This window comes from bacterium (assembly GCA_027622355.1).
Classification (GTDB): domain Bacteria; phylum UBA8248; class UBA8248; order UBA8248; family UBA8248; genus JAQBZT01.
Genome location: JAQBZT010000034.1, coordinates 1 through 14,665, shown reverse-complemented (window position 1 = coordinate 14,665; position 14,665 = coordinate 1). Strand labels below are relative to the sequence as shown.

Here is a 14,665-nt window from a genome sequence, read left to right as displayed (position 1 = left end):
AAGCGCGATCCGGTGAGCGATGTGCGGGTCGTCAACGACATGTTCCGCAACTGGGGGCACCGGTTCATCTACAACCGGAGCGCGCTCCAGGAGCTGCTGGAGGCGGCGGGGTTCGCCGGCTGCACCGTCTGCGCCGCGGGCGAGAGCGGGGACCCGCACCTCCGGGGAATCGACAGGCACGGGCGCGTCATGGGAGATGAGTTGAACCGCTTCGTGACCCTTGTTATGGAGGCGGCCGTGCCGCCCGCCCGGTAGCCGCCGGCGCCGGTTTTTTTTACACTTCCACCGGGAGGGGGGCGCCGTTCAATTTCCCGCCCGCCGCACCGCTTTTCGGGAAGGAATTTCTCATTTGGCCAGATTTTTTTCTGCTTTCATTCTCCCCCTGATCGCGCTGGCGCTCGCCGTTTCGGCCTTCTCGCTCTCTCAGGACCCGACCGCGCTGGATCTGCGGGGCAGGCATTATGCCAGTTGGCTGGGCGTGGGGGGCGACTGGCGCACGGTGGAATTGCGGACCGGCCGGAACGAGGTGGAAAGCCGCGCCCCCCGCCCTCGCCTCCGCATCCTCTTCCGCAACGGGGACACCTACCGGCTTGAGTTCTACTACCGCCTCGGCGGAGACGCTCCGGCGGATGTTCTCATCCAGGGCAAAAAGGCGGGCGTCTTGCCCCCCGGGAAGGGAAAGCAAAGGGCCCGCTTCACAACCCCCCGGCTCGCACCCCTGCAGAATCTGGAGGTGGCCTTTCGCGTGCCGGAGGGAGCGCGCCTGGTCATGGACAAGGTCCGCTTCAGCAATCATTTTTTCCGCATTTCCTCGTTCTTTCTCATCAAGCCCGCGGGCGGGGCGCGCGGAAAGGGCGGCGCCGCGGAAGTTGCCGTGTTCGCCGCGGGAATGTTTCTTCTCTTCGCCCTCTACCTGATCGTTCTGCGGCGGCGTGGCATCTTTCCCGCCGCAGCGCGGGCGCCGTTCTGGGTGCCCGCCGCAGCGGCAGCAGCCCTTCTCGCCGTCCCGCTTTTCCTGCCCGCCGAATTTCACATCCGGCCCGGCTTTCTGAACTTCCTGTTCTGGGGGATGACGGCGGTTTCGATGGCGGCCGCCCTCGCCTCAAGGGCGAGCACCCTCAGGTTCCGGGGCTGGGCCGGGCGCGGTGCCGCCGCCCTGGCGGGGATTGTGGTCTCTCTCCTGATCGTGGAGGGGATCCTGCGCGTGGTGGATTCGCCTTTCACGCAGCCGAAGCTGCGCGGCTACACGGCCTACTCCCCGCGCTACGGGTGGGTGAACCGCCCGGGGGTGAGCGGCTGGCAGGTGGGGCTCGGTTTTCACGTGCGGATCAACCGCTACGGCCACCGGGGGCCCGAGATGGCGATCGAGAAGAAAGAGGGGGTCATCCGCATTCTCGGCCTCGGCGATTCCTTCACCTTCGGCTGGGGGGTGGAGGAGGGGGAAACCTTCCTCGCCGTCATGGCGGATGCCCTCCGCAGGGCCGGCCACCGGGTCGAGGTCTTCAATGCCGGGGTGCCGGGCTGGGGCATCACCCATTCGCTGGAATACCTGATCCGCGACGGGGTGCGCTTCCGGCCCGATCTGGCGGTGATGACCCTGTTCACGGACGATTTTTTCGTCAGCACCATCGAGCAGATATTGAAGTCGCCGGCGGCGCGCCAGAATCAAGAAGAGGACCGCAAGTTCCGCCGCCAGAAAAAGGACTGGGTGCGCTCGCTGCGGCTGAACAACATCTGGTTCAACTACATCCGGAAGATTCTGCTGGCCGAGTCCTACAAGCGGCGGAATCCTTTCGCCAACTTCGAGAAAGAGCGCGAGGTTTCCAAACGGAATTTCGACCGCGATCCCGCCCTCGTCCGCGCGTTTTCGGAAAAACTCGGCGAATGGAAGAAAGAGCGCGACAGGCTCGGGGTTCCCGTCATCCTCTCCTACATCCCCTTCGGGGGCGCCCTCCATCACCCCGGCTACCAGGGGGAGGCGCGGCTGCTGAAGCGGCTGAGCCGCGAGATGGGCCTCCCCTATCTGGACGTGCTCTCCATGTTCGAGAAGGAAAAAGATCCGCGCACGCTCTATTTCCATCCGGTGGACAACCACGCGACGAAAAAGGCCCACCGCCTCATCGGCGAGGCCCTCGCCCGCATCGCGCTGGAGCGGTCTTTGTTGAAAAAGCCGGGGCTTTCAGCCAGGTAGCGGGGCGGGGAGATTCACGAGGCGTGGGAGGGCGGCCGTTGGCCGGCCTCGGGGGAGTCCTCGCCCGTTTTCCGCACCTTGTCGAAGTACTGGAGCTGGGTCAGCACCTGCAGCCTCTCGTAGAGCGCTTGCATCTCGGCGGCGGTGCAGTCGAAGTCCCGTGCCACGAACCGGTGCAGCGCCTCGCGGGCGGCCTCCGAGAGCGTTTCGAGCCAGAGGTTTTCCTGGCCGGGCGGGCACCAGCTTTCGTTGAACTGGGTAAGGTGGCGGAGTTGGGGTATGTCACATTGCCACTTGTGGGCGATCATGGGACTAACCCGGGGGCCAGGCCATCGCCCGGCCGCCGAGGAGATGATAGTGCAGGTGGAATACGGTTTGCCCCCCGTCCTCCTTGCAGTTGACGACAAGCCGGAAGCCCCGCTCGGCGATTCCCTCTTTCCGGGCGATGTGGTTGGCCGTGAGGTGGATCCTGCCGATCAGTTCGCTGTGCTCCTCGCCAAGCTCGAGCAGGGTTTCGATGTGTTTTTTGGGGACGATCAGGATGTGGACCGGGGCCTGCGGGCTCACGTCCCGGAAGGCGAAAAGATTTTTGTCCTCGTACACCTTTTGGGAGGGGATTTTCCCCTCGATGATCTTGCAGAAAATGCAGGATTCCATGGAGCCCTCAGAGATCGGCGCGGCAGCGGGCCGACGGGGGCCATCTTACGCGGCTGCGATGTGCGTGACAAGACAGATCGGGCGCGCGGCGGGAATCTCAGCGGGGCGGATCGTCCAGCCGAAGCAGGAGGGAGAGCCCGAGCGAGAGGCGCAGCGCGAGGCGCTCGAGAAGATGGGCCGCCATCCCTTCCCGGTAGCGCTCGCGCGATTTCGATCCGAGCAGCAAGAGCCCGAGGAAGGCATCTCCGCTGCGCAGTGGTACAGTGGCCGTGGAGCGGAGCGCCGCCCGGCAGGACTCCGGGAAGAGGGTGCCCGCCCCTTCGGAGAGCGCTCCCGAGAGCGCGATGCGTTCCATCGCACCGGCGTGCTCTCCCTCCAGCGCAGGGGTGAAGCGCAGGCGGGGGTTTTCCTCTCCCGCGGGGCGGAGATGCCCTCCGGGAGAATCGAGAAGCAGAAAGCTGGCGTGGTCGAGGGAAAACAAGCGCTCAAGCGCCTCCGCTGTCCGCGGGAGTACCTCCGGGGCGAGGGGAGGGGAGAACAGTATTTTTTCGATCTCGAGAAATTTGTTTTCCGTGTCCTCGTTCTTCCGGACGTTCTCGATGATCTCATCGAGAAGCTCGACCAGTTCCTGGCGCTCATCCCGCAGGAGCTCGAAGAGACGGTTGCGCAGGTTGAGGATGTTGGCCGGGGTGCCGTTTTCCTCCAGCAGCCCGCTGGCGGGGAGGAGTTGGGGGTTTTCGAGAAAAAACCGGGGGTTTTCTTCGAGGAAGCGCGCCGCCTCCTCCGCCGTAATGATGGACATCTCTGGATTCCCATCGGGCGAAATGGGGCGCTGGGGACCGTTCCCCGGCTGTCGGCACAACGAAAGGATTCTATCATCCCCGCCGGGGATTGACAAAATGCCGTGCAGAGCCGAAATAAAGCCAAACCCCGAGTATGGAGCGAGGAGCGCATGAACCCCATTCTTCCAGGCAAGGCCACGGTCGGTTTCGTCGGAATCGGCAAGATGGGCACCCCCATGGCCCGCAATCTCCGGCGGGGCGACTACGCCGTTGTGGGCTACGACCTGCGGCCGGAGGCGGTCGAGGCCCTTCGCGGGGAGGGCGTCCAGGCGGCCGCCTCGCTGGCCGAGCTTGCCGCGAAGGCCGATGTCGTCATCACCATGCTCCCCGACAGCGGCGTGGTCGAGGCAGCCGCTCTCGGCCCGGGGGGGCTGGCGGAGCATCTGGCCGCGGGCAAGCTGATCATCGACATGAGCTCCTCCTTTCCGCCGCGGACCAAGGCGCTGGCCGAGAAGCTCAAGGCAAAGGGAATCCTCATGCTGGGCGCGCCCGTATCGGGCGGGGTCTCCGGCGCCGAGGCGGCGACGCTGGCCATCATGATCGGCGGCCCGAAGGAGGCGGCCGACGCCGCCATGCCCCTTTTCGAACAGATGGGCAAGACGCTCGTCCACATGGGAGAGGCGGTCGAGGCGGGCCACGCCCTCAAGTGCATCAACAACTTCCTCTCGGCGACGAACCTGCTCGCGGCCTGCGAGGCGATGACGCTCGCGGCGAACGCGGGCCTCGACCCGATCAAGGCGCTCGAGGTGATCAACCAGGCGACCGGGTGCAACTCGGTGACGAGGGACAAGTGGGAAAAGCACATGCTGCCCCGGACCTTCGGATCGGGCTTCACGGCGGGGCTGATGCACAAGGACCTCACCATGGGCTGCGAGCTGGCGGCCGGGATGGGATCGACGGTCTTTCTCCTGAACCATGTGCGGCAGATGTTCGGGCTTCTGGTTTCCCAGAAGGGCGAGAACGCGGATCAGACCCGGCTCCTGGAATTGGTTGAGTTGTGGGCCTCCCCGAAGGATCGCGCATAGCGGGGGGCGCTCTCCGGCGAAACAGAATCTGCAAGGGTGGGGAGTGGACAAAAGAGCGATGGGCCGGCATTCACGAAACGCGCGGCGGTTTTTGACGGTTTTTCTTCTGGTCCTCATCGTGCCCGCCTTCCTGGGCGGCTGCACCTGGTGGGATAAGAACGTCACCACCAAAGTCAAGAACATCCGCTACCAACGCCTGACCATTACGTCGGACCCGCCGGGGGCGGATGTCTACGTCAACGATGTGCACCAGGGCCTGACCCCGATGACCCTCAACTTCAAGATCGAGTTCAGTGACCTGACCAAGGGGCTCGAAATCGTGGTGGAGAAGGAGGGCTATCTCCCCGTGCGCCGCGAGGTTTCGTTCCGGATCAAGAATGTGTCGTTTCGCCTGGTCCGGAGATAGGGGCGCCTTCGCCCTCCGGCGGGGAGGCGGAAGGGGGGCCGGCTGACCCGCTCCTGGCGGGGGAAATCCCCGATCGGTGGGGAAATCCCTGAATCCGTTTGACATTTCCGCTCCCGATTGGTAGAAAAGCGGACTTCTCCCTGCGGGTGTGGGAGGGAAAACGCCCCGAGAAACAATGGTTTTTGCTGACAGTTTTGCTGAGGAGCGCCTCGGATGTATGCAGTGGTCGAAACCGGCGGCAAGCAGGTTCGCGTTCAAGCCGGCGATGTGGTGGATGTGGAGCGGATTCCGGGCGAGATCGGAGATACGATCGAGCTCGACGACGTGCGCCTCCTGGTGGACGGGGAGCGCGTCTTCGCCGATGCTGCTTCGCTCGAGAAGGCGAAAGTCAAGGCAGTCATCCGGGCGCAGGACCGGGATCGCAAGGTCATCTCGTTCCTGTTCAGGCGCCGGAAGAAACTCCGCCGCAAGCGCGGCCACCGGCAATCGTTCACCCGCCTTGAAGTGACGGAAGTCACGGCCTGAGTATAGGAGCCTGGAGTCATGGCCCATAAAAAAGCAGGTGGCAGTTCCTCGAACGGACGCGACAGCGCGGGCCGCCGCCTCGGCGTCAAACGCTTCGGGGGCGAAAAGGTGATAGCGGGCAACATCATCGTCCGCCAGCGAGGCACTCTCTTCCATCCCGGCGAAAATGTCGGCCTTGGAAACGATCACACCCTGTTCGCGAAGGTTGACGGCGAGCTGAAGTTTGAGACCAAGGCCAAGGGCCGCCGCATCATTAGCGTCATTCCCGCCGAGTAGGGCAGGTTTCCGGATATGGGGCCTGTGCCTCATTCGATATGTTTATTGACACTGCGAAAGTCCGCGTACAGGCAGGCAGCGGCGGCAACGGCTGCCTGAGCTTCCGGCGGGAGAAGTTCATCCCCCGCGGCGGCCCCAACGGCGGGGACGGCGGGCGGGGCGGCCACATCATCTTCCGCACCTCGACCTCGCTCAACACACTGACCCTGTTTCGCTACAAGCCCCTTTTGCGCGCAGATCGCGGCCAGGATGGCATGGGCAAGAGCATGCACGGCGCCGACGGGGAGGATATGGTCGTCCACGTTCCGATTGGCACGATCGTCCGCAACGCGGAGACGGGTGTGGTCATCGCCGACATGTCGGCCGAGGGAATGGAGGCCGTCGTGGCGCGCGGCGGCAAGGGGGGATTGGGGAACGAGCGCTTCAAGAGTTCGACGAACCGGGCGCCGCGCAAGACGACCGACGGCCGCCCGGGCGAGGAGTATGAGCTCGAGATCGAGCTTCGCCTCCTGGCCGATGTCGGGCTGATCGGGCTGCCCAACGCGGGAAAATCTACCCTCATCTCGCGCATCTCGGCCAGCCGCCCCAAGATCGCGGACTATCCCTTCACCACCATCGAGCCGAATCTGGGGGTGGTGGACCTCGGCGAGTACCACTCCTGCGTGGTGGCCGATGTGCCGGGCCTGATTTCGGGGGCGCACGAGGGCAAGGGGCTGGGCATTCGCTTCCTGCGCCACCTCTCGCGGTGCACCGTGCTGCTGCATCTGCTCGATGCCGTCGAGGAGGCGCACCAGGCGATGGAGAATTTCGATGCCATCGAAAGGGAGCTCTCCCTTTTTTCGGCGGCGCTTGCGAAAAAACCCCGTGCTATTGTACTCACCAAGCTCGACGTGACCGAGGCGCGGGCGCATTCGCAGGAGCTGGCGGCCCGGTTCCGGGAGCGGGGCTACGAGGTACTCTCCATCTCTGCCGTCACGGGAGAGGGCCTCGATGCCCTGCGGGGCCTCATCGCAGCCCACCTCGGCCGGGCCGGGAGCCGGGAGAGGCTCTCCCTGGAATTTTCCGATGAAGCCGAAGGAGTGGATCGGTGAAGCGTGATTCCAGCCGAAGGGAGGAGCCGGCCCTGAAGAGCCGGAGGGTTGTGGTCAAGGTGGGGAGCTCCGTCTTTACCACGCCGGAGGAGCGGGGGGTGAACCGCCGTGTTCTCGGCCGGATTGCGGGCCAAGTGGTCGAGCTCCGCGCCGCGGGCCGCGAGGTGGTCCTGGTGTCCTCGGGCGCCATTGCGGCGGGCGTCAAGCGCCTTCTCTGGAAGAGCGTCCCGCGCGAAATGCGCGAGCGGCAGGCGGCGGCGGCGGTCGGCCAGCCGATTCTGATGGAGGCCTACGGCCGCGCCTTCAAGCGCAGGGGAGTGGAGATCGCACAGATTCTGCTCACCCATGCCGATCTGGACGTGCGGACGCGCTACCTGAATGCCTGCCACACCTTCGAGGCGCTTCTGGCGCGGGGGGTGGTGCCCATCGTGAACGAGAACGACTCGGTTTCGGTCGAAGAGATTCGCTTCGGGGACAACGATACGCTCGCGGCCCAGGTGGCGCAGATGGTGGGGGCGGAGCTGGTGGTCATCCTCTCGGATGTGGATGGCCTCTACGATGAGGATCCGCGGAAGAACCCCCGGGCCCAGCTCCTGGACCGGGTGGAAGGGCTGCCGGCCAAGGTCATGAAGGGCGCCGGCTTGAGCGTGAACCCGCTCGCGCACGGGGGGATGCTGGCCAAGATGAAGGCCGTCAAGGTGCTCAACCGTGTCGGGATCTCGACCCTCATCGTCCGGGGGCGGGTGCCGCGGGTGATTCTCCGCGCCGTGGGCGGCGAGCGGGTAGGAACCCTGTTCGTGCCGAACGGGACGCGGCTCCGCGGGCGCAAGGGATGGATCGGAACCACGATCTCTCCCAAGGGGTGGATCCGGATCGACGATGGCGCAGTCAGGGCGCTTCTCAAGCAGGGGAAGAGCCTGCTCCCCCGCGGCGTCACCGGCGTGGGCGGGGATTTCCGCTTCGGCGATCCGGTCGAGATCCGCGACAGCAATGGGAAAGCCCTGGCACAGGGGCTCGCGAACTACGCCGCGGACGAGGTGTCCCAAATCGCCGGAAAGCACTCGAGCGAAATCGCCGCCATCCTGGGTGGCAAGGACTATGACGAGATCATTCACCGCAACAACCTGGTGATTCATGAGTGAGCCCGCGAAGGGCAGGGTCGGCATCCTGGGGGGAACGTTCAATCCCATCCATTACGGGCATCTGCGGCCGGCCGAGGAGGTCTGCGAGGCGCTTGGCCTGGAGGAGGTGCGCCTCATCCCGCTGGCGCAGCCGGCCCACAAGGAAGAGGGCGAGATCGCACCGGCAGAAGACCGGTTCGAGATGGTGCGCCTGGCCTGCGAAGACAACCCGCGCTTCGTGTCCGACCCGATCGAAATCGAACGCGGGGGCGTGTCCTATACGATCGACACCCTCTGCGCTCTGCAGGCGGGGCCCTGCCGGGGAAAGGAGACCTTTTTCATCATCGGGGCGGACGCCTTCGCCGAGCTCCACATCTGGCGCGCGCCGCTTGAGCTGCTCGAAGTGACGAATTTTGCGGTGACCCTGCGGATGGGTCAGAGCGCCGAAGAGGTGCTCCGCACCCTCAAGGAGCGCCTCGCGCCCTTCCGGCCGGGCGGAATTTCATTCGAATCCACTGGAGATAGTGAGTTTCAATTCGTTGATTCTAAGAAGGTTATAAATTTCGTTCCGATCACCCATTTCGAGATCTCCGGCACGGACATCCGGGCCCGGGCCCGGGCGGGCGGCTCGCTGCGATATTTATTGCCTTCGCCGGTCGAACTTTTTATAATCTGCCGCGGCCTTTTCGGAAGCCCGAAGCCCGGGCCGCGGTAAACACAAGGAGGGCACTTCAGATCGAATCCCTGGAACGGCGCCTGGAAGGACTTCTCATTGCGGCAGAATCCAAGAAGGCAAGCGCCCCGGTTCTTCTCGATCTTCGGGGGCTTTCCTCGGAGGCCGATGTTTTCTTCATCTGCTCGGCCACCAACGCCCGGCAGGTGGCCGCCATCGCCGAAGCCATCGAGGAGCAGCTCAAGGAGCTGGGTGATCGGCCTCTGTATGTCGAGGGCCTGAATGAGGCCAGTTGGGTACTCATTGACTTCGGCGACATCATCGCCCATGTATTTCAGGAGGAAACCCGCCGTTTCTACCGGCTTGAAGATCTTTGGGGCCACGCCCCGAGCTTTCAATTGTCCCCTCCCAAGTCTGTCCAGACTTCGGAAGGCTGATGAGGTAATCGCGTGAAACATTTAAAAAAGAAGGAAATTGAAATAATCAAGAAAAGACTCCTCGAAGTCCGCCGCGATATTCTCGGCGATGTGGCCGCGAACAAGAGTCTCTCCAAGGAGATGGGCGATGACGGCATCCAGGACATCGGCGACATGGCGGCCGCTACCTACTCCCAGCAGGTGATCATGCAACTGGGAGAGCGCGAGCGCGAGCGCCTGCGCGAGGTCGAGGCGGCCTTCGGGCGGGTAGAAGACGGAACCTACGGCATCTGCGAGGAAAGCGGTGAGCCGATTCCTTTTACCCGCCTTGAGGCGATTCCCTATGCGAGATATACGGTGGCGGCGCAAAACGAAATGGAGCGGGTCAGACGCGCCATGGGCTAACCCCGCTCCGAGCCGGGTGCGCTGATGACGCTCCGCCTCATCGCGGCATTGTTCGGGCCGATTCTTGCGGCCCTTTATTTCCTCCACTACAACCGCTCGAATATCTCCGTCCGCCTTTCCGCGGGATGGACGGTCGATATCCCCCTGGCCGCCCTGGTGCTGGGGGCCGCCCTGCTCGGGGTGCTGACGGCGAGTCTCGTGTCCCTCACCCGGTCCTCGGTCGAGGGCTTGCGCGGCTGGCGGGAGCGGCGCCGCACATGGCGCCGCGAGCGCGCCCGTCAACGGTTTTCGCTGGCGCTCCGGCTGCGGGGCGAGGGGAATCTCCGCCGCGCCCGGCGCCACGCCCGCAAGGCCATCCGAAAAGATCCGCACCATGCCGGGGCGATGACCCTCGCGGGCGATCTCGCCGCCGAGCTCGGCGATTTCCGCGATGCCCTCAAGTGGCACGGCCGGGCCCAGGCCCTCGATCCCGAATCGGGCGATCTGGCGGTGCGCCTCTCCGCCGATCTGGAAGCCTCGGGCCGGGTGGATGACGCCGAAAAGGTGCTCGCCCGCTCCCTGGGCGGCAGCCACCCCCATCCGGCGGCGTTGCGCCGCCTCAGAGACCTGTTTCAGGGCGCGGGGAAATGGACCGAGGCGCTGGCCCCTGCCGAACGCCTCGCCCCGCTCGGGGGCACCGCCGCGGAAAAGGAAAACGACCGCCGCGCCCTTCAGATGATCCGCCTCGCCGCGGCCGAGGAGTTGATCTCCCGCGCCCGGGGAGGGCAGGCGGCGGCGCTTCTCGAGGAGGCCGTCCGCGCCCATCCCGGCGATAGCGCGCCCCGCCTTCGCCTGGGGGACGTCTCTCTGGCCGATGGCCGCGAGCGCAAGGCCCTTCGCGCCTGGGAGGCGGGCTACAAGGAACTCGGCACCCCAGGCTTCCTCCACCGCATCTTGTCGCTCCACCGCGGCGCCGATGGGGACGGCCTCAAGCGCCAGGCGGCGGCGATGTCGGCCGCCAGCCGCTCCCGGCCGCAGGATCCGCTCCCGGCCGCCATGGCCGCCGCCCTCTACATGGAGGCGGGCAACTGGGAGGAAGCGCAGCAGTGGCTCAAAGCCGGCGCCGAGGCGGCGCATGCGTCCCGGGAGGAGCCGATCTGGGTGGAGCTGGTGCTTCATCTCCTCGAAGCGCGCCGGACGCTCGAGGCGGGCGATCGCCTCGCGGCCGAGAACGCTTTCCGCAGGGTGGCGGAGGAGGCCGGGCGGCGGATTCTCGACCGATCGCCCGCGGTTGTCGAGCTGGGCCCGGTGGAAGCGGAGGCACAGATTGACGCTTGACCCTTCGCCCGCAGGGCCGGAGACTGTGCGGGGGGAGAAAAGGAGTTTGCGCATGCATCTCGCGGCGGCGGGGATCGCGATTCTGGCGGCGGGGATATTTTCTCCCGCCTGGGGGCAGAGCGAATGCCCGCCGGGCTCGCGGAAGGTGAAGATTTTTGCGACAGGGGAGTTCCGCTGTCAGCCGACGGGGCGCCTCGATACCCGCTCGGTCCAGCCGCGGGCGCTCGGATCGCCCGGCACGCCGGGGAGTCCGGGTGCGCCCGGCAAGCCCGCCGCCCCCCGCGAGGCCGCCTCTCCTGCCGGTGAGAAGGGCGACTGCGGCCTTCAGCGCTGGGGCTGCGAGGAGGCCTGCCGGCAGACCTACCTGAAGGAAGCCACGGCGAGTTCCGGCTCGGTCCAGCGGGCGAGCGTGAAGCGCGGCGCCTGCGTGCGCGTTTGTGGACAGCAGTTTCCCTGCAAGGTGAAAGCGCCGGAAGGAGCCCTGAAATAAGTGTTTGGGACAACTGGCTTGACTTTGCGGAATGCGGCGAATAGTGTTTTTCGGGTACCGCCCTTCCACTTCCGGCTCCGGGGGTGACTTTTGTGAAATCCATTGCCCTTGCCTCCGATCACGCCGGGTTTCAGCTCAAGGAGAATATCCGCGCGTTCCTCGAAGCCGAGGGAATCACCGTGAAGGACTACGGAACTGGTTCGGAGGAGCCCTGCGACTACCCCGACTTCGCCGCGCCCGCCGCCCGCGCCGTGAGCGAGGGCGAGTCCGATCGGGCGATCCTGTGCTGCGGCTCTGCGGCCGGGATGGTCATCGTGGCCAACAAGTTTCCCGGCGTGCGCGCCGTCGCCTGCGAGGATGAATCGGCCGTGAAGTTGTGCCGCCAGCACAATGACGCCAACGTGCTTGCCCTGGGTGGGGGGCGCGTGGATCACGAGGAGGCGAAGAAGCTGGTGCGCCTCTGGCTCGATACGGAATTCGAGGGCGGCCGTCATGCGCGCCGTCTCGCGAAGATCGCCGCGCTGGAGAATTCCACCCAAACCACCGCCTGAGATTCGGACCGCCGCCCTGGACGGTTCCCTATGAAATGCTCCACATGTGGATTTCCCGACAGCCGAGTGGTGGACAGCCGCACCACCAAGGAGGGGACTTCGGTCCGCCGCCGAAGGGAGTGCGAAAGCTGCGGCCATCGGTTTACGACCTATGAGCGCCCCGAGGTGTCCTGGCCCTACGTCGTGAAGAAGGACGGCCAGCGCGTCGCCTATGACCGGGACAAGATACGGTTCGGGATCGAGAAGGCGCTGGAGAAGCGCCCCGTTTCGGCCGAGGACCGCGAGGCCATCGTGGATCGGGTGGAGCGGTTTATCCTCGAGATCGGGGAGAAGGAAGTCTCCAGCAAGGCGGTGGGCGAGAAGGTGATGGAGGAGTTGCGGGATATCGATCAGGTGGCCTACGTCCGTTTCGCCTCCGTCTACCGCTCGTTCGGGACGCTGAAGGAATTCCAGGAAGAACTCAAGAAACTGGGGGCGGACAGCCGCGCGGATTGAGTTTTGCGGGACGGGCGGCGGAGGAAATCGCGGCGCTTCCCGAAGCTGCTCGAAATGGGCTACTCTTTTCTTGTCCTGCAGGAACAGTGAAGAAACCCGTCTTTCCCCGCCGGCCCTCTTCGCCGGCCCGGGGAAGCGAAGCGGGGAAGGAGCGGATCGATGACGACCATCGTACAGGTGATTGGCAGAGAGGTACTCGACTCGCGGGGAAACCCCACCGTCGAGGCGGACATTTTTCTTTCGGGCGGCGCCTTCGGCCGGGCGGCCGTCCCGAGCGGTGCGAGCACCGGAAAGCGCGAGGCGGTCGAGCTGCGTGACGGCCGGCCGGGCTACTACCTCGGCAGGGGGGTCACCCAGGCCGTCGCCCATGTGAACAAGACCCTCGGACCCGCCCTGATCGGCATGGACGCCTCCGATCAGCGCACCCTGGACATCTATCTGCGCGAGCTCGACGGCACGCGGAACAAATCGCGCGTCGGGGCGAACGCGATTCTCGCCGTTTCGATGGCGGCGGCAAAGGCGGCCGCTGCCGCTCACGGCCTTCCGCTCTACCGCTACCTGGGCGGCGCGGGGGCCGCGACCCTTCCCGTTCCGATGATGAACATCCTCAACGGCGGCGCCCACTCGGACAACAGCGTGGACTTCCAGGAATTCATGGTGATGCCGGTGGGGGCGCGGAGCTTTCCCGACGGGCTCCGGATGGGGGTGGAGATCTTCCATCACCTGAAAGGGGTTTTGAAGAAGCGCGGCTACAGCACCTCTGTCGGCGATGAGGGCGGTTTTGCGCCCGACCTCAGGAGCAACGACGAGGCGCTCGAAACCATTCTCGAGGCCTGCGAGAGCGCCGGTTATGCGGCGGGCCGCGATGTGGTGATTGCCCTCGATCCGGCTTCCAGCGAGCTCTATGAGAAGGGGAAGTATGTCTTCCGCTGGTCCGACGGTAGCCGCAAGAGCCCGGATCAGATGGTGAAGTTCTACGAGAGCTGGGTGCGCCAGTATCCGATCGTATCCATCGAGGACGGCTGCGCCGAGGACGACTGGGAGGGCTGGGAGGCGCTGACCCAGGCGCTCGGGAAGAAGGTGCAGCTCGTCGGGGACGATCTCTTCGTGACGAACACCGAGATTCTCTCGCGGGGCATCGCCCGGAAGGTGGCCAATAGCATTTTGATCAAGGTGAACCAGATCGGCACACTGACCGAGACGCTCGAGGCGGTCGCGATGGCGCACCGGGCGGGCTACACGGCGGTCATCTCCCACCGCTCCGGCGAAACCGAGGACACCACCATCGCGGACCTCGCCGTGGCGACCAATGCGGGACAGATCAAGACCGGCTCGGCGAGCCGGACGGATCGGCTGGCCAAGTACAACCAGCTGCTCCGCATCTGCGAGAACTTGGGGGCCTCGGCCGTCTATCCGGGGTGGGAGGCGTTCTTCAACCTCCCGGATGCGTCGAGGTCGGCCGCGCGCGGGGCGAAGTCAGCGGCCCGGCGCGCTCCCGCCAGGAAGAGTGCCGCGAAAAAAGCCGTCAAGAAAAAAGCCGTTAAGAAGAAAGCCGCGAAAAAGAAGTCTGCCCCCCGCCGCAAGAAATAGTCGCAAAAAATAAAGGCCGCCCGGCCGGGATGTTTGCCCGGCCTGCGGCCTTTGACAGTACCCGCAGCGGCGGCATCTCGCCGCGCCCCGCAACTGTCTGGGGGATGTTTTCCCCCTTATTTGTGAATTCCGTTGCCGTTGGCGGTGACCAGCGGGGCGGTGTGCTTGTTCGCGACGTTTTCCATCACCGCCCTGAAGCACATGGGGCAGATGCCGTGGGAGATTTCCAACTTCCGGTGCTCCTTGCCCTCCATCTCCCGCACCATGCCGGGGAGCCCGATGTCGCACCACTCTCCATCGACCGTCTTCACGTTGTAGCAGCACCAGCATTGCGAAAGCATGATCCGTACCCCTTTCATCATCCGTACCGGATTGTTCGGCGATGCGGCCATCTCGCGGCCACATCTAACCTATCGGCGCGAAACGGAGGGGCATGACCCTTTCTTTTTTTTATTTTTATCTGCTGATTTTTCGCTCAAGTCCGGCTTTTACGATCCGATACGCGCGGGCGGCCTAGCTTCCCCACATCCGGCCGCCGTCCACCGGGACCAGGGCCCCTGTGATGTAGGAGGCGGCGTCCGAACTGAGGAACAC

At 65.1% G+C, this 14,665-nt stretch carries 20 protein-coding genes; 16 read left to right on the top strand and 4 right to left on the bottom strand.

Translation table 11 applies throughout. The features are described from left to right. The coding region (locus tag O2807_03620) for a hypothetical protein (GenBank protein MDA0999594.1) at positions 1 to 255 on the top strand (255 nt) is incomplete at its 5' end. A 94-nt stretch (positions 256 to 349) separates the two neighbouring features. After that, the gene (locus tag O2807_03615) at positions 350 to 2,191 is read left to right on the top strand and encodes a GDSL-type esterase/lipase family protein (GenBank protein ID MDA0999593.1); all 1,842 of its coding nucleotides are present in this window, start codon (positions 350 to 352) and stop codon (positions 2,189 to 2,191) included. A 14-nt stretch (positions 2,192 to 2,205) separates the two neighbouring features. Here the strand turns inward: O2807_03615 and O2807_03610 are convergent, their stop codons facing one another. The 3 genes from O2807_03610 to O2807_03600 all read right to left on the bottom strand — a co-directional run bounded on the left by O2807_03610 (position 2,206) and on the right by O2807_03600 (position 3,650). Then, a complete protein-coding gene (locus O2807_03610) occupies positions 2,206 to 2,499 on the bottom strand; it encodes a hypothetical protein (protein ID MDA0999592.1) in 294 nt (97 codons plus the stop codon). Between the two features lie 4 nt (positions 2,500 to 2,503). Then, entirely contained in the window at positions 2,504 to 2,848 is a 345-nt protein-coding gene (locus O2807_03605; GenBank protein MDA0999591.1) for a histidine triad nucleotide-binding protein, read from the bottom strand. A gap of 97 nt (positions 2,849 to 2,945) precedes the next feature. After that, positions 2,946 to 3,650 carry a DUF484 family protein gene (locus tag O2807_03600; protein ID MDA0999590.1) on the bottom strand — a complete coding sequence of 235 codons (705 nt, stop codon included), beginning with the start codon at positions 3,648 to 3,650 and terminating at the stop codon, positions 2,946 to 2,948. A gap of 102 nt (positions 3,651 to 3,752) precedes the next feature. Between O2807_03600 and O2807_03595 the strand changes: the two genes are divergently transcribed. From O2807_03595 to eno, 14 genes are all read left to right on the top strand, one after another. Beyond that, entirely contained in the window at positions 3,753 to 4,715 is a 963-nt protein-coding gene (locus O2807_03595) for an NAD(P)-dependent oxidoreductase (GenBank protein MDA0999589.1), read from the top strand. A 58-nt stretch (positions 4,716 to 4,773) separates the two neighbouring features. After that, complete coding sequence (locus O2807_03590) at positions 4,774 to 5,121, top strand: PEGA domain-containing protein (GenBank protein ID MDA0999588.1); 348 nt, start codon at positions 4,774 to 4,776, stop codon at positions 5,119 to 5,121. Positions 5,122 to 5,334: 213 nt separating this feature from the next. After that, positions 5,335 to 5,646, top strand: coding sequence for a 50S ribosomal protein L21 (gene rplU / locus O2807_03585; GenBank protein MDA0999587.1), 312 nt, complete (start codon positions 5,335 to 5,337; stop codon positions 5,644 to 5,646). Between the two features lie 18 nt (positions 5,647 to 5,664). Next, positions 5,665 to 5,922 carry a 50S ribosomal protein L27 gene (rpmA, locus tag O2807_03580; GenBank protein MDA0999586.1) on the top strand — a complete coding sequence of 86 codons (258 nt, stop codon included), beginning with the start codon at positions 5,665 to 5,667 and terminating at the stop codon, positions 5,920 to 5,922. Between the two features lie 38 nt (positions 5,923 to 5,960). Then, entirely contained in the window at positions 5,961 to 7,013 is a 1,053-nt protein-coding gene (gene obgE / locus O2807_03575) for a GTPase ObgE (GenBank protein MDA0999585.1), read from the top strand. Next, positions 7,010 to 8,155: a glutamate 5-kinase gene (gene proB / locus O2807_03570; protein ID MDA0999584.1), complete on the top strand. Its 1,146-nt coding sequence runs from the start codon at positions 7,010 to 7,012 to the stop codon at positions 8,153 to 8,155. Before obgE ends, proB begins: the two co-directional genes overlap by 4 nt. Continuing rightward, positions 8,148 to 8,849, top strand: a complete 702-nt coding sequence (gene nadD / locus O2807_03565; GenBank protein MDA0999583.1) for a nicotinate-nucleotide adenylyltransferase — start codon at positions 8,148 to 8,150, stop codon at positions 8,847 to 8,849. Before proB ends, nadD begins: the two co-directional genes overlap by 8 nt. A 29-nt stretch (positions 8,850 to 8,878) precedes the next feature. Continuing rightward, on the top strand, positions 8,879 to 9,244 hold the full coding sequence (gene rsfS / locus O2807_03560; GenBank protein ID MDA0999582.1) for a ribosome silencing factor: 366 nt from the start codon (positions 8,879 to 8,881) through the stop codon (positions 9,242 to 9,244). 12 nt (positions 9,245 to 9,256) lie between these two features. Next, positions 9,257 to 9,628 (top strand): TraR/DksA family transcriptional regulator, encoded by a 372-nt coding sequence (locus tag O2807_03555; protein ID MDA0999581.1) that lies wholly within the window; start codon positions 9,257 to 9,259, stop codon positions 9,626 to 9,628. 24 nt (positions 9,629 to 9,652) lie between these two features. Then, on the top strand, positions 9,653 to 10,945 hold the full coding sequence (locus O2807_03550) for a hypothetical protein (GenBank protein ID MDA0999580.1): 1,293 nt from the start codon (positions 9,653 to 9,655) through the stop codon (positions 10,943 to 10,945). Between the two features lie 46 nt (positions 10,946 to 10,991). After that, positions 10,992 to 11,435, top strand: a complete 444-nt coding sequence (locus tag O2807_03545; protein ID MDA0999579.1) for a hypothetical protein — start codon at positions 10,992 to 10,994, stop codon at positions 11,433 to 11,435. 92 nt (positions 11,436 to 11,527) lie between these two features. Further along, entirely contained in the window at positions 11,528 to 11,986 is a 459-nt protein-coding gene (gene rpiB / locus O2807_03540; protein MDA0999578.1) for a ribose 5-phosphate isomerase B, read from the top strand. 30 nt (positions 11,987 to 12,016) lie between these two features. Then, positions 12,017 to 12,481 carry a transcriptional regulator NrdR gene (gene nrdR, locus O2807_03535; protein MDA0999577.1) on the top strand — a complete coding sequence of 155 codons (465 nt, stop codon included), beginning with the start codon at positions 12,017 to 12,019 and terminating at the stop codon, positions 12,479 to 12,481. Between the two features lie 159 nt (positions 12,482 to 12,640). Continuing rightward, positions 12,641 to 14,071: a phosphopyruvate hydratase gene (gene eno, locus O2807_03530; protein MDA0999576.1), complete on the top strand. Its 1,431-nt coding sequence runs from the start codon at positions 12,641 to 12,643 to the stop codon at positions 14,069 to 14,071. 116 nt (positions 14,072 to 14,187) lie between these two features. On the opposite strand, the gene O2807_03525 is transcribed toward eno, so the two are convergent. Further along, positions 14,188 to 14,463 carry a hypothetical protein gene (locus O2807_03525; protein MDA0999575.1) on the bottom strand — a complete coding sequence of 92 codons (276 nt, stop codon included), beginning with the start codon at positions 14,461 to 14,463 and terminating at the stop codon, positions 14,188 to 14,190. Positions 14,464 to 14,665: the final 202 nt, after the last annotated feature.

Bases quoted from the DNA above. Each gene is read 5' to 3' on its own strand.
- O2807_03610 (MDA0999592.1), bottom strand. From the start codon at position 2,499: ATGATCGCCCACAAGTGGCAATGTGACATACCCCAACTCCGCCACCTT.
- O2807_03605 (MDA0999591.1), bottom strand. From the start codon at position 2,848: ATGGAATCCTGCATTTTCTGCAAGATCATCGAGGGGAAAATCCCCTCC.
- O2807_03600 (MDA0999590.1), bottom strand. From the start codon at position 3,650: ATGTCCATCATTACGGCGGAGGAGGCGGCGCGCTTCCTCGAAGAAAAC.
- O2807_03590 (MDA0999588.1), top strand. From the start codon at position 4,774: ATGGGCCGGCATTCACGAAACGCGCGGCGGTTTTTGACGGTTTTTCTT.
- rplU (MDA0999587.1), top strand. From the start codon at position 5,335: ATGTATGCAGTGGTCGAAACCGGCGGCAAGCAGGTTCGCGTTCAAGCC.
- rpmA (MDA0999586.1), top strand. From the start codon at position 5,665: ATGGCCCATAAAAAAGCAGGTGGCAGTTCCTCGAACGGACGCGACAGC.
- obgE (MDA0999585.1), top strand. From the start codon at position 5,961: ATGTTTATTGACACTGCGAAAGTCCGCGTACAGGCAGGCAGCGGCGGC.
- nadD (MDA0999583.1), top strand. From the start codon at position 8,148: ATGAGTGAGCCCGCGAAGGGCAGGGTCGGCATCCTGGGGGGAACGTTC.
- O2807_03550 (MDA0999580.1), top strand. From the start codon at position 9,653: ATGACGCTCCGCCTCATCGCGGCATTGTTCGGGCCGATTCTTGCGGCC.
- nrdR (MDA0999577.1), top strand. From the start codon at position 12,017: ATGAAATGCTCCACATGTGGATTTCCCGACAGCCGAGTGGTGGACAGC.
- eno (MDA0999576.1), top strand. From the start codon at position 12,641: ATGACGACCATCGTACAGGTGATTGGCAGAGAGGTACTCGACTCGCGG.
- O2807_03525 (MDA0999575.1), bottom strand. From the start codon at position 14,463: ATGGCCGCATCGCCGAACAATCCGGTACGGATGATGAAAGGGGTACGG.